This is a genomic window from Pseudomonas sp. rhizo25, assembly GCF_031931935.1.
Classification (GTDB): Bacteria; Pseudomonadota; Gammaproteobacteria; order Pseudomonadales; family Pseudomonadaceae; genus Aquipseudomonas; species Aquipseudomonas synxantha.
The window spans coordinates 15,622-29,234 of record NZ_JAUJXA010000024.1 but is presented as its reverse complement, the minus strand read 5'-3'; the positions used below and the strand labels follow the sequence as shown (position 1 = coordinate 29,234).

13 protein-coding genes are annotated in these 13,613 nt (G+C 60.5%); 11 read left to right on the top strand and 2 right to left on the bottom strand.

What is annotated here, in order from left to right:
* Nucleotides 1–43: 43 nt before the first annotated feature.
* A complete protein-coding gene (gene rne / locus QZR30_RS26645) occupies nt 44–3,223 on the bottom strand; it encodes a ribonuclease E (RefSeq protein ID WP_442967613.1) in 3,180 nt (1,059 codons plus the stop codon).
* Nucleotides 3,224–3,982: 759 nt separating this feature from the next.
* Here rne and rluC point away from each other — a divergent pair.
* From rluC to QZR30_RS26630, 3 genes are read left to right on the top strand one after another with little or no spacing between them, the layout of a single operon-like run.
* On the top strand, nt 3,983–4,942 hold the full coding sequence (rluC, locus tag QZR30_RS26640) for a 23S rRNA pseudouridine(955/2504/2580) synthase RluC (RefSeq protein ID WP_005790558.1): 960 nt from the start codon (nt 3,983–3,985) through the stop codon (nt 4,940–4,942).
* Complete coding sequence (locus QZR30_RS26635; protein WP_311904625.1) at nt 4,929–5,591, top strand: HAD-IA family hydrolase; 663 nt, start codon at nt 4,929–4,931, stop codon at nt 5,589–5,591. Before rluC ends, QZR30_RS26635 begins: the two co-directional genes overlap by 14 nt.
* Nucleotides 5,592–5,612: 21 nt before the next feature.
* Nucleotides 5,613–6,596 carry a S49 family peptidase gene (locus tag QZR30_RS26630; protein ID WP_046069153.1) on the top strand — a complete coding sequence of 328 codons (984 nt, stop codon included), beginning with the start codon at nt 5,613–5,615 and terminating at the stop codon, nt 6,594–6,596.
* Nucleotides 6,597–6,724: 128 nt separating this feature from the next.
* Here QZR30_RS26630 and QZR30_RS26625 read toward each other — a convergent pair whose 3' ends face one another.
* A complete protein-coding gene (locus tag QZR30_RS26625; protein WP_046069152.1) occupies nt 6,725–7,303 on the bottom strand; it encodes a Maf family protein in 579 nt (192 codons plus the stop codon).
* Nucleotides 7,304–7,408: 105 nt separating this feature from the next.
* Here QZR30_RS26625 and QZR30_RS26620 point away from each other — a divergent pair, with 105 nt between their 5' ends.
* The 8 genes from QZR30_RS26620 to pabC all read left to right on the top strand — a co-directional run bounded on the left by QZR30_RS26620 (nt 7,409) and on the right by pabC (nt 13,612).
* Nucleotides 7,409–7,939, top strand: coding sequence for a YceD family protein (locus QZR30_RS26620; protein ID WP_005790551.1), 531 nt, complete (start codon nt 7,409–7,411; stop codon nt 7,937–7,939).
* A 13-nt stretch (nt 7,940–7,952) separates the two neighbouring features.
* Entirely contained in the window at nt 7,953–8,135 is a 183-nt protein-coding gene (rpmF, locus tag QZR30_RS26615) for a 50S ribosomal protein L32 (protein WP_003179396.1), read from the top strand.
* Nucleotides 8,136–8,139: 4 nt separating this feature from the next.
* Nucleotides 8,140–9,150 (top strand): phosphate acyltransferase PlsX, encoded by a 1,011-nt coding sequence (gene plsX / locus QZR30_RS26610; protein ID WP_080944651.1) that lies wholly within the window; start codon nt 8,140–8,142, stop codon nt 9,148–9,150.
* Between the two features lie 139 nt (nt 9,151–9,289).
* Nucleotides 9,290–10,228 carry an ACP S-malonyltransferase gene (fabD, locus tag QZR30_RS26605; RefSeq protein WP_046069150.1) on the top strand — a complete coding sequence of 313 codons (939 nt, stop codon included), beginning with the start codon at nt 9,290–9,292 and terminating at the stop codon, nt 10,226–10,228.
* Nucleotides 10,229–10,252: 24 nt separating this feature from the next.
* Entirely contained in the window at nt 10,253–10,996 is a 744-nt protein-coding gene (fabG, locus tag QZR30_RS26600) for a 3-oxoacyl-ACP reductase FabG (RefSeq protein ID WP_003189275.1), read from the top strand.
* A 191-nt stretch (nt 10,997–11,187) separates the two neighbouring features.
* Complete coding sequence (acpP, locus tag QZR30_RS26595) at nt 11,188–11,424, top strand: acyl carrier protein (protein WP_003175607.1); 237 nt, start codon at nt 11,188–11,190, stop codon at nt 11,422–11,424.
* 128 nt (nt 11,425–11,552) lie between these two features.
* Complete coding sequence (fabF, locus tag QZR30_RS26590; protein ID WP_059396916.1) at nt 11,553–12,797, top strand: beta-ketoacyl-ACP synthase II; 1,245 nt, start codon at nt 11,553–11,555, stop codon at nt 12,795–12,797.
* A complete protein-coding gene (gene pabC / locus QZR30_RS26585) occupies nt 12,797–13,612 on the top strand; it encodes an aminodeoxychorismate lyase (protein ID WP_046069148.1) in 816 nt (271 codons plus the stop codon). Before fabF ends, pabC begins: the two co-directional genes overlap by 1 nt.
* The last annotated feature ends 1 nt before the right edge of the window (nt 13,613 follow it).

Genomic DNA, 13,613 nt, shown 5'->3' with positions numbered 1-13,613 from the left:
CCCGCCTGATCACTCAGGCGGGGCTTTTTAGTGGCTGGCAGAATCAGGCGAGAGGTTTAGGCTCGTGCTCTTCTTCCTGGGCCACGTGCTCTACCACGGTTTCAGCAACCGGAGCCGGAGCGGCTTCGACCACAGCCGGTGCAGCGGCTGCCGCAGCAGCAGCGGCCTCAGCTTCCTTGCGACGACGACGCACTTCACGTGGGTCATTCGGCGCACGACCGTTCTCGGTCAGAGCGCTGGCAGGTGCGGCTTCAACCACCGGAGCAGCCACTTCGGCAACCACAGGGGCTTCAACCACCGGCGCAGGCTCTGGAACCGGTGCGGCTTCAACCACTTCGGCAGCCGGGGCTGGCGCTTCCTCAATCACAGGGGCAGGCGCTGGCGCTTCAACCGGGGCGGTAGGTTCGGCAGTCCACTGGAAGGCAGTCTGTTCTTCGCGAACTTCACGCACGGCCGGGGCGGCTTCTTCGACAACCGGTGCTTCTGCTGCGGCTTCAACCACTGGTGCAGGCTCAACCACCGGAGCCGGTTCAACGGCAACCACTTCGGTTTCTGGCTGTGCGTCGCGAACCGGGGCAACTTCCACCTCCGGAACCACTGGGGTTTCGACAGGGGTAGTGGCTTCGACCACTGGCGCTTCAACAGCTGGCGCTTGAACCTCTGGGGTCTCGGCAGCTAGCGTTTCTACCACAGCGTTTTCTTCGACAGCGGCAGTAGCACGCTCGGCTTGCTCGTGGGCCTGGGCTTGCGCAGGTGCGCTGATGACCGAGCTGGCGACGGCCGCGGTAACGGCCAAGCCAGCAGCCAGTTCGGCGCCTGTTGGTTCGTTGTTGGCAGCTTCTGCGTTTTCACCGGTTTCTTCCGAACCTTCGATCACGTTGCCGTTGGCGTCACGCTGACGCTCACGACGGTTGCTGCGACGACGCTGGCCACGGGAGCGGCGGCGTGGACGATCGCCTTCGGCGTTGTCCTGGCCGTCTTCCTGCAGTTGCTCTTCGCCGGTCAGTACTTCTTCTTCGCTGGCGGCAGCGGCTTGCTCAGCGCGTGGTTGACGCTCCTCACGCGGTGGGCGCGGCTGGCGCTCTTCACGTGGGGCACGCTCTTCACGCGGCTGGCGCGCCGGGCGTTCTTCGGTGCTGGCAGCAGCGGCAGCAGCAACGGCTGGCGCGGCGTCCAGCGGCTCACGCAGTTCACGCACGCGCTCTTCGCGCTCGCCACGCGGCTTGCGATCTTCACGCGGGGCACGTGGGGTACGTGGTGCGCGCTCTTCACGCGGTGCACGTTCTTCACGGGCGACGGTCGGGGTGTCTTCGCGGGCTTCGCGAGGTGCACGCTCTTCACGTGGCGCGCGTTCTTCACGCGGTGCACGATCTTCGCGAGGCTTGCGCTCTTCGTCACGGCGACCGTTGCGGTTACGGCTTTGCTGGCGACCGTTGCGACGTTCTTCGTTGCGCGCCGGGCGCTCGGTGGCAGGCTTTTCGACCACTACCGGGGCAGCAGGCTCTTCCTTGGTGGCGAACAGGCTGACCAGCGATTTCACCAGGCCCTTGAACAGGCTTGGCTCAGGCAGGGCGGCCGGGGCGGCAACCGGAGCAGCGGCTTCGGTAGGCATCGGTGCGTTGGCGCGGGCCGGCGCGGTCTTCACGGCGGCTTCCTGGCGGACCAGGGTGCGGGTCGCAGCGGCTGGCTGGACTTCTTCCACTTCGGCAGCGGCAGCAGCGATTTCATAGCTGGACTGGCCGCTATGGGCTTCCGGGCTGTCATCACGCAGGCGCTGGACTTCGAAGTGCGGCGTCTCGAGGTGATCGTTCGGCAGGATGACGATACGGGCACGGGTGCGCAGTTCGATCTTGGTGATCGAGTTGCGTTTTTCGTTAAGCAGGAAGGCGGCAACCGGAATCGGCACTTGCGCGCGGACCTCGGCGGTGCGGTCTTTCAGGGCTTCTTCTTCGATCAGGCGCAGGATCGCCAGGGACAGCGATTCAACGTCACGGATGATGCCGGTGCCGTTGCAACGCGGGCAGACGATGCCGCTGCTCTCGCCCAGGGATGGACGCAGGCGCTGGCGGGACATTTCCAGCAGGCCGAAGCGCGAGATGCGGCCGACTTGCACGCGAGCACGGTCAGCTTCCAGGCATTCGCGGACTTTCTCTTCCACGGCGCGCTGGTTCTTGGCGGGGGTCATGTCGATGAAGTCGATCACGATCAGGCCGCCGATATCACGCAGGCGCAGCTGGCGGGCGATTTCTTCAGCCGCTTCCAGGTTGGTCTGCAGGGCGGTTTCTTCGATGTCGCTGCCTTTGGTGGCGCGCGCCGAGTTGATGTCGATGGACACCAGGGCTTCGGTCGGGTCGATGACGATGGAGCCGCCGGAAGGCAGTTCGACCACGCGCTGGAAGGCGGTCTCGATCTGGCTTTCGATCTGGAAACGGTTGAACAGCGGTACGCTGTCTTCGTACAGCTTGATCTTGCTGGCGTACTGCGGCATCACCTGGCGGATGAAGGTCAGGGCTTCGTCCTGGGCTTCAACGCTGTCGATCAGCACTTCGCCGATGTCCTGGCGCAGGTAGTCGCGGATGGCGCGGATGATCACGTTGCTTTCCTGGTAGATCAGGAATGGCGCGGAACGATCCAGGGACGCTTCTTTAATGGCGGTCCACAGTTGCAGCAGGTAGTCGAGGTCCCACTGCATTTCTTCGCTGCTGCGGCCAAGGCCTGCAGTGCGAACGATCAGGCCCATGTCGGCCGGTGCGACCAGGCCGTTCAGCGCTTCGCGCAGTTCATTGCGCTCTTCACCTTCGATGCGACGGGAAATGCCGCCGGCACGTGGGTTGTTCGGCATCAGCACGAGGTAACGGCCGGCGAGGCTGATGAAGGTGGTCAGGGCGGCGCCCTTGTTGCCACGTTCTTCTTTCTCGACCTGGACGATGACTTCCTGGCCTTCGCTCAGGACGTCCTTGATATTCACGCGGCCTTCGGGGGCTTTCTTGAAGTATTCGCGGGAGATTTCTTTGAGGGGCAGGAAGCCGTGGCGCTCGGAGCCGAAATCGACAAAGGCAGCCTCAAGGCTTGGTTCGATGCGAGTAATACGGCCTTTATAGATGTTGGCCTTCTTTTGCTCGCGTGCACCGGATTCGATGTCCAGGTCGTAGAGGCGTTGGCCATCTACCAGTGCAACACGCAACTCTTCGGGTTGAGTTGCGTTAATCAGCATTCTTTTCATGTTGTACCGTCGGTTTCCGGGCTGCCGGAAACGGCGTTCGGCACACACGACTTCTCACGGTCGGTGTCAGGTGCGTCAAGAGTGGTTGGCCACTCCAGTGTCCAGCAATAACCGGCCAATTGGGCCGCTATCGCGACGGACGCGTCCTGCTCGTTAGCGGTGGTGACAAAGGCACCACTTCAACAAAAGCTAAGGTCAGGAGGAGGAATCAACCGGCGACTGTGGACGAGATGAAGCGTCTAAATATAAGCCTAGTGCTACACAGTCCGACGGTTGTGCATCTCCACCCTACACGTATCCCTGATAATTCGGGTGCTGCCGCGCGCAGAATCCGCAGCGGGTTGGCATTTACCGTGTTCTCCAATGGGGAGTCCACGCTCATGGCTAAACAAGACTAGGTGTGGGCGACTGCGCTCTCACTCAGCTCTTAACAGGCGTTGTTTCCGAAGCATTCGCCATGGTCTGGCTCAAGACTGACTGCACTTTGTGAACTGGCCGTAAATATCGGCGCAAAAGGCGAGTATTCACTCTGCTTTCTGCACTCGCTTCAGGCCTCATGTCACCTGCGCTTGTTACAATCCCGAGCCTTCCAAGGTGGCGAAAGCCCCGTAGGACGGCCTCGCGTCCTGATGAATTGCGATGGTCAGGGCCGGCAGTTTGCCGCATGTCCTCTGTCCAGGCCGCTTTTGGCGGCGTTCGCGACTATAGCAGCAATGATTAAGTGCTTCAATTCCATAAAAAATTGTTATCATCGCCGGCATGACGACTACCACCCCCCCGACCCCCAGCGTCCAGCTGCTTGAGGTCTCGCCGGAATATGCCGGCCAACGCATCGACAATTTTCTCCTGGCCCGGCTCAAAGGCGTGCCCAAGACCTTGATCTACCGCATTTTGCGTAAAGGCGAAGTGCGCGTGAACAAGGGCCGGATCAAGCCTGAGTACAAGTTGCAGGCGGGCGATATCGTTCGCGTGCCGCCTGTGCGCGTGCCTGAGCGCGACGAGCCTGTGCCATTGGCCCAGGGCCTGTTGCAGCGCCTGGAAGCCTCGATTGTCTTCGAAGACAACAAACTGATCGTGATCAACAAGCCCTGCGGCATTGCGGTTCACGGCGGCAGTGGCCTGAATTTCGGCGTGATCGAAGCCTTTCGCCAGTTGCGCCCGGATGCCAAGGAGCTGGAACTGGTCCATCGCCTTGACCGTGATACCTCCGGCCTGCTGATGATTGCCAAGAAGCGCAGCATGTTGCGCCATCTGCACACTGCCTTGCGTGGCGATGGCGTGGACAAGCGTTATATGGCGTTGGTGCGTGGTAACTGGGCCAGTTCGATCAAGAGCGTGCGTGCGCCACTGCAGAAAAGCAACCTGCGTTCCGGCGAGCGTATGGTCGAGGTGGACGAGGAGGGTAAGGAAGCCCTGACGCTGTTCAAGGTGCTGCGCCGTTTCGGCGACTTTGCCACCATGGTCGAGGCCAAGCCGGTCACTGGTCGTACCCACCAGATTCGTGTGCATACCCTGCATGCGGGCCACTGCATTGCTGGCGATACCAAGTACGGCGACGAGGGTTTCTCCAAGGAAATCCGCGACCTGGGCGGTAAGCGCCTGTTCCTGCACGCCTATATGCTTACGGTGCCGCTGCCCGATGGCGGCGAGCTGAAATTGCAGGCGCCGGTCGACGAGATGTGGGCCAAGACCGTGGAGCGTTTGAGTGTCGCACCCTGACTACAAACTGCTGATCTTCGATTGGGATGGGACGCTGTGCGATTCCATTGGTCGGATTGTCGAGTCGATGCACATGGCGTCAACCCGTTCAGGCTATGAGTTATGCAGCGACCTGGCGGTTAAAGGCATCATCGGCCTGGGGTTGCCTGAGGCTATTCGCACCCTGTACCCGCAGATCGGTGACCAGGAACTGGTTGCGTTCCGTCAGCACTATGCCGATCACTACATCGCTCTGGAAACCGAGCCGTCGCCACTGTTTGACGGCGTAAGGCAATCCTTGGCGGCGTTTCGCGCCGAGGGCTATCACCTGGCTGTTGCTACCGGTAAGGCTCGCCGTGGCTTGGATCGGGTGCTCAAGGCCCATGGTTTCGAAGATTATTTCGACATCACCCGCGCCGCGGATGAAACCGCCAGCAAGCCTCATCCTCTGATGCTGGAGCAGATCCTGGATCACTGCGGTGTATCGCCGCGCCAGGCATTGATGGTGGGTGACGCGTCCTTCGACCTGATGATGGCGCGCAATGCCGGCATGGACAGCGTGGCCGTCAGCTATGGTGCCCAGGCTGGCGAGGCGTTGAAGCAATACGAGCCCAGGCTGACGATTGATCATTTTTCTGAATTGCAGGCCTGGCTTAGCCGGGCCCAATGAGTTTTTGCTGGGGTTAATGGCATGAGTGACGAGTGGAAAGCGCCCGAAAAGGCCGAGAACAGTGATGATAAAAGCTGGAAGCTGCTGGAGAAGACCCTCCTGGCCAGCGTCCAGGAACAGCGTCGTTCGCGGCGCTGGGGGATTTTCTTCAAGCTGCTGACCTTTGTTTACCTGCTCGGCATGCTGGCGCTGTTCAGTCCGCTGATGGACATGGAAAAAAGCGCCACCCGTGGCAGTCACTACACTGCCTTGATCGAAGTGCGCGGAGTGATTGCCGACAAGGAGCCCGCCAGCGCCGACAATATCGTCACCAGCCTGCGCGCCGCGTTCGAAGACTCCAAGGTCAAGGGCGTGATCCTGCGCATCAATAGCCCGGGCGGCAGCCCTGTGCAGTCGGGCTATGTCTATGACGAGATTCGGCGCCTGCGCGCACTGCATCCGGATACCAAACTCTATGCAGTAATTTCCGACCTGGGCGCCTCGGGGGCCTATTACATCGCCAGTGCCGCTGACCAGATCTATGCCGATAAGGCCAGCCTGGTGGGCTCCATTGGGGTGACGGCAGCCGGTTACGGGTTTGTCGGCACCATGGAGAAGCTGGGGGTGGAGCGGCGCATCTATACTTCCGGCGAGCACAAGGCGTTCCTGGATCCGTTCCAGCCGCAAAAGGCCGATGAGACCCAGTTCTGGCAGGGCGTGCTCGATACTACCCATCGCCAGTTCATTGCCAGCGTGAAGCAGGGTCGTGGGGACCGACTGAAGGATAAAGACCATCCGGAACTGTTTTCCGGTCTGGTGTGGTCGGGCGAGCAGGCGTTGCCATTGGGCTTGATCGATGGCCTGGGCAGTGCCAGTTCGGTGGCGCGGGATGTGGTTGGCGAGAAGGAGTTGGTGGATTTCACGGTTGAGGAATCGCCGTTTGATCGCTTCTCCAAGAAGCTTGGTGCCAGTGTGGCTGAGAAGCTTGCCCTTTATATGGGCTTCCAGGGCCCGACGCTGCGCTGATTTATAAGGCGGGTGAGGTCAATGTGGGAGGGGGCTTGCCCCCGATGACGGTGTGCCAGCTAAAGATAAGCTGGCTGATCCACTGCTATCGGGGGCAAGCCCCCTCCCACATTTGGCCGGTGATGTATTTAAGGGATTTGCACGCCCTCGGCGAGCAGCATATCCACCAGTCGAATCAGCGGCAGGCCGACAAGGCTGGTCGCATCCGGTCCTTCGGTGCCCTGGAACAAGCTCACGCCCAGCCCCTCGGCCTTGAAGCTGCCCGCGCAGTCGTAGGGTTGCTCGATCCGCAGGTAGCGCTCAATACGCTCTGCATCCAGCTCGCGCATGTGCACGGTAAAAGGTACGCAGTCGACCTGGCAATGCCCCGTCTCACTGTTAAGCAGTGCCAACCCGGTAAGAAAGCTCACCCGTTTGCCGCTGGCCGCCAACAATTGCTCGCGGGCGTTTTCAAAGGTGTGGGGTTTGCCGATGATCCGGCCTTCCAGTGCTGCCACCTGATCGGAGCCTATGATCAAATGCCCAGGATGGCTGGCCGCAAGGGCGCGGGCCTTTTGTTCGGCCAGGCGCTTGACCAGCTCAGTGGCTGATTCATAAGTGCGGTGGCTTTCGTCGATATCCGGCGAGCCGCAGGTGAACGGCAGGTGCAGGCGGCTCAGTAATTCCCGGCGATAAACCGAGCTGGACGCGAGTAATAACGGCAGCATATACGTCTCCTCAAGGCAGTCGCCGATTCTAGCGACGTGACCGGCTGACGCACAGGGCTGAATTTCCTTTGACATGGCTGGGGGCATCCCTATAATGCTGCGCCTATGTTGAATGACCCGATTCCACCTCACGTTGACCCGCGCAAATTGGCTGATCGTGGCACCACCCTTCAAGGTGAAGTGCTGCTGGCCGATTTGGAGAGACTCTGCGACCCGCTTTCCGACACTGTCGGTACGGTGCAGGCTAAATTCGTTTTTGAACGAGATGAACGTAAGTCTGTGGTAATACACAGCTTTATCGACACCGAAGTCAAAATGGTTTGCCAGCGTTGTCTTGAGCTGGTCACCCTGCCGATCCACAGCGAATGCAGTTATGCTGTGGTGAAAGAGGGTGCGAATACCCAGTCGTTGCCGAAAGGTTATGACGTGCTGGAACTGGGCGAAGATCCATTGGATCTGCATGCACTGATCGAGGAGGAGCTTTTGCTCGCCTTGCCCATTGTGCCTGCTCATCATCCGGAAGAATGCCAGCAGCCGGAGGGTCTCGATGACGAGGCCGAGCCGAGCGAGGACGAGGTAACGCGGTCCAACCCGTTCAGTGTATTGGCGCAGTTAAAGCGTGACCCAAACGTTTAGGAGTTAATCAATTATGGCTGTTCAGCAGAACAAAAAATCCCGCTCCGCCCGTGACATGCGCCGTTCGCACGACGCTCTCGAGGCTAGCACCCTGTCCGTGGAAAAGACCACTGGTGAAGTTCACCTGCGTCACCACGTATCGCCAGAAGGCGTATACCGTGGCCGTAAAGTGATCGACAAGGGCGCTGACGAGTAATCACTTGTCTGCTCAAGTCATCGCGATTGACGCAATGGGCGGGGACTTCGGTCCCCGCAGCATTGTTCAGGCCTGCATTGCCAGCCTGACTGCAACGCCCTCGCTGCACCTGACCCTCGTCGGTCAACCCTCCCTTCTTGAAGAACTGATTGCCAGCCATCCGGCGGTGGATCGCGCGCGCCTGACGATTACGCCAGCCAGTGAAGCCATCAGCATGGATGAAAAGCCGGCGGCCGCCCTGCGCGGCAAACCCGATTCTTCAATGCGAGTGGCCCTGGAGTTGCTGCGTGATGGCAAGGCGCAAGCCTGTGTCAGTGCCGGCAATACGGGGGCGTTGATGGCCTTGTCGCGGCATGTGCTCAAAACCTTGCCCGGTATTGACCGGCCGGCGATGGTCGCGGCGATCCCGACGCAGAAAGGCTATTGCCAGCTACTGGACCTGGGCGCCAATGTCGATTGCAGTGCCGAGCACCTCTTGCAGTTTGCCGTGATGGGCTCGGTGGCCGCCGAAGCGCTGGGCGTTGCCCGTCCGCGTGTAGCCTTGCTGAATATCGGGACCGAGGACATCAAGGGCAACCAGCAGGTCAAGCTTGCCGCCACCTTATTGCAAAGTGCGCGGGGCTTGAACTATATCGGCTTTGTCGAAGGTGACGGCTTGTACCGTGGCGAGGCCGATGTGGTGGTGTGTGACGGTTTTGTCGGCAACATACTGCTCAAGTCCAGCGAAGGCCTGGCGACCATGATTGCCTCGCGTATCGAGGCATTGTTCAAGCGCAACCTGGCGTCGCGCATGGTGGGTGCCTTGGCGCTGCCGTTGATGCGCCGCCTGCAGGCTGATCTGGCGCCGGCTCGGCATAATGGCGCGAGCTTCCTGGGGTTGCAGGGCATTGTGGTGAAAAGCCATGGTTCGGCAGGTGTCGAGGGCTTCCAAAGCGCGATTGCGCGGGCCTTGATCGAGATCCAGGAAAACCTGCCGCAACGCTTGCACGGCCGTCTTGAGGATCTGTTGCCTTAGGCGAATTGGCCCGGGAGTGCTTAAATGTGACCGGCCAGTTCAATTGACCATCCAATCTGTCAGTTTCGTGTGCTCCCGGCATTCATTTTAAGATCGGGAGCGACTATTTCCGACGACCAGATCATTAGGGGCTTGTTACATGTCTACATCCCTCGCATTCGTCTTTCCAGGGCAGGGTTCGCAGTCCCTCGGCATGTTGGCCGAGCTGGGCGCGCAATATCCGCTGATCCTGGATACCTTCAAGGAAGCTTCCGACGCCCTGGGTTACGACCTGTGGGCGCTGACCCAGCAGGGGCCGGAAGAGCAGCTCAATCAAACCGATAAAACCCAGCCGGCCATCCTGACCGCTTCGATCGCCCTGTGGCGCTTGTGGCTGGCAGAAGGCGGGGCGCGTCCGGCATTTGTTGCCGGGCACAGCCTGGGCGAATACAGCGCTCTGGTGGCGGCGGGCAGCCTGACCCTTGGTGAAGCGGTCAAGCTGGTCGAGCGTCGTGGCCAGTTGATGCAGGAAGCCGTTCCGGCCGGGCAGGGCGGCATGGCCGCGATCCTGGGCCTGGACGATGCGGTGGTAATCGAGGCCTGCGCCGAAGCGGCGCAAGGTGAAGTGGTCAGCGCGGTGAACTTCAACTCCCCTGGCCAGGTGGTGATCGCCGGCGCCAAGGCGGCTGTTGAGCGCGCCATCGAAGGCTGCAAGGCCCGTGGTGCCAAGCGTGCGCTGCCATTGCCGGTGAGCGTGCCGTCCCACTGTGAACTGATGCGCCCGGCTGCCGAGCGTTTTGCCGAGTCCATCGCAGCCATCAACTGGCAGGCTCCACAGATCCCGTTGGTGCAGAACGTCAGTGCCGCGGTTGCACCCGACCTCGAGACTCTCAAGCGCGACCTGCTGGAGCAACTCTACAAGCCAGTGCGCTGGGTTGAATCGGTCCAGACCCTGGCCGCCAACGGCGCTACCGAACTGGTCGAGTGCGGCCCGGGCAAGGTCCTGGCGGGCCTGAACAAGCGTTGCGCCGACGGTGTGTCGACCGCCAACCTCAACACCCCTGAAGCCTTCGCTGCCGCCCGCGCGGCACTGGCCTGAATTGCGAAATTAGGAGAAGCCTGCATGAGTCTGCAAGGTAAAGTTGCACTGGTTACTGGCGCAAGCCGTGGCATTGGCCAGGCGATCGCCCTGGAACTGGGCCGTCAGGGCGCCGTTGTGATCGGCACCGCCACTTCCGCATCGGGCGCCGAGCGTATCGCCGCGACCTTGAAGGAAAATGGCGTGCAGGGCACCGGCCTTGAGCTGAATGTGACCAGCGATGAGTCCGTGGCTGCCGTATTGGCCCAGATCACCGCACAGTTCGGCGCGCCGGCAATTTTGGTTAACAACGCCGGCATCACCCGTGACAACCTGATGATGCGCATGAAAGACGACGAGTGGTACGACGTGGTCGATACCAACCTGAACAGTCTGTTTCGCCTGTCCAAGGGCGTTTTGCGCGGCATGACCAAGGCGCGTTGGGGCCGAATTATCAATATTGGCTCCGTAGTGGGTGCCATGGGCAACGCAGGCCAAGTAAACTATGCCTCCGCCAAGGCCGGCCTGGAAGGTTTCAGCCGTGCACTGGCGCGTGAAGTCGGCTCGCGGTCGATTACGGTCAACTCGGTGGCCCCAGGGTTCATCGACACCGATATGACCCGCGAACTGCCGGAAGCACAGCGTGAAGCCTTGCTGACGCAGATTCCGCTGGGCCGTCTGGGCCAGGCCCAAGAGATCGCGAATGTGGTCACTTTCCTGGCATCCGACGGTGCGGCATACGTGACTGGGGCTACAATCCCGGTGAACGGCGGGATGTACATGAGTTAAATTGTGACGGATCGCTTCAAAAAAATGTCATACGAGCTGTCTAAAATCCGTTATAAAGCTGCAACTTAATTTATAGGCAGATGGTCGGCAGGGTACAGGGTGAAGCTTTCAGTTGAAAAGCTGAAATGGCTTTCTATACACTTACCCACTGGCCAGCTGCCTGAATTTGTCCATTAGGAGTTAAACAAGGTATGAGCACCATCGAAGAGCGCGTCAAGAAAATCGTCGCCGAGCAACTGGGCGTTAAGGAAGAAGAAGTGGTCAACACTGCTTCCTTCGTAGAAGACCTGGGTGCCGATTCCCTTGACACCGTTGAGCTGGTGATGGCTCTGGAAGAGGAATTCGAGACCGAAATCCCGGACGAAGAAGCTGAAAAAATCACTACTGTTCAAGCTGCCATCGACTACGTTACTAGCCACCAGGCGTAATAGTTTGTAGTCGTCGCTTGCTGTCAGGGAAAAACCGCACTGCTGTAACGGCGTGCGGTTTTTTCTTTAAGCGGTGATGAAAAGCAAGCTGCGAAGCGAAGTGTCGTCATTAGAAAAAGGAGAGTGCTGTGTCGCGTAGACGCGTCGTAGTCACCGGTATGGGTATGTTGTCGCCACTGGGCACGGATGTGCCAAGCAGTTGGCAGGGCATTCTGGCTGGCCACAGTGGTATTGGTCTGATCGAACACACGGACCTTTCTGCCTATTCCACCCGTTTTGGCGGCTCGGTAAAGGGCTTCAATGTCGAGGAGTACCTCTCGGTCAAAGAATCCCGCAAGCTCGACCTGTTCATTCAATACGGCCTGGCCGCCGGTTTTCAGGCAGTGCGTAACGCTGGCCTGGAAGTCACCGACGCCAACCGTGAGCGCATCGGCGTGGCCATGGGCTCGGGTATTGGCGGCTTGACCAATATCGAAGAAACCAGCCGCACGCTGCACGAATCCGGCCCTCGTCGAATTTCACCGTTCTTCGTACCGGGCTCGATCATCAATATGATTTCCGGCTTCCTGTCCATCCACTTGGGGGCGCAGGGGCCTAACTACGCCATTTCGACGGCGTGCACCACGGGCACTCACTGCATCGGCATGGCGGCGCGCAACATCGCCTATGACGAAGCGGACGTGATGATCGCCGGTGGCGCCGAAATGGCCGCCTGCGGCCTGGGCATGGGCGGCTTCGGCGCCTCCCGTGCGCTGTCGACCCGCAATGACGAACCGACCCGTGCCAGCCGTCCTTGGGACAAGGGCCGTGACGGCTTCGTACTGGCCGACGGCGCCGGTGCCCTGGTGCTGGAAGAGTTGGAGCACGCCAAGGCGCGTGGTGCCACCATCTACGCCGAGCTGATCGGCTTTGGCATGAGCGGCGACGCCTACCATATGACCTCGCCACCGTCCGACGGTGCCGGTGCTGCGCGCTGCATCACCAACGCCCTGCGCGATGCGAAGGTCAACCCCAACCAGGTTCAGTACATCAACGCCCATGGTACTTCGACGCCGACCGGCGACCTGGCGGAAGCCGAGGCCATCAAGTCGGTGTTCGGCGAGCACGCCTACAAGCTGGCGGTCAGTTCCACCAAGTCCATGACCGGCCACCTGTTGGGCGCGGCGGGCGCGGTGGAGGCGATCTTCAGCGTGATGGCAATCAAGGATCAGGTCGCCCCGCCGACCATCAACCTGGATGAGCCTGACGAAGGCTGCGACCTGAACTTCGTGCCTCACGAAGCGCAACCGATGCCGATCGACGTGGCGATTTCCAACTCGTTCGGTTTTGGTGGCACAAACGGGTCCCTGGTGTTCCGCCGGTTCGCCGAGTGATGCACAGCTGGGTCGACGGTCAACCAGCGGACTCCGTGCCCCTGAAAGATCGCGGCCTGGCGTATGGCGATGGCTTGTTCGAGACCATCGCCGTCAAGGCCGGGCAGCCGCTGTTGCTCGACCGTCACCTGCAGCGCCTGAATGAGGGCTGCAGGCGTTTGGCATTGGTTGCCGACCACAGTGTGATTCGCAGCGAAGTGCTGGCCTATGCCGCCGCCCTCGGCGACGGTGTCCTCAAGTTGATCCTTACCCGTGGCGACAGCCTGCGCGGCTATGGTCTCAACCCTGGCGCTCCGGTGCGCCGTATCTTGCAGGGCAGTGCGCCCGCGACTTATCCCCCCGGCCATGGTGTCGAAGGCATCCGCCTGTTTCCGTGTGCGACCCGCTTGGCCGAACAGCCGTTGCTGGCCGGTCTCAAGCACCTCAATCGTCTGGAGCAAGTGCTCGCACGCGCAGAATGGCAAGATGCCGATCATGCCGAAGGCTTGATGCTGGATATGTCCGGTCGGGTTATCGAAGGCGTGTTCAGCAACTTGTTTCTGGTGCGCAACGGCTTGTTACTAACCTCTGACCTGAGTCGATGTGGCGTGGCCGGCGTGATGCGCGCCGAGCTGCTGGCCCAGGCTAAAGCGCTGGGCATCCCGGTAGTCGTGGCCGAGGTCAGTGTCGAGCAGTTGCGACAGGCCGATGAAGTCTTCGTCTGCAACAGCGTATATGGCATTTGGCCGGTGCGCGGATGCGCTGCGATGAGCTGGCCGGTTGGGCCGCTCACCCGTAAACTGCAGGGTATTGTTCGCGCGCTATTGGATATTTGAG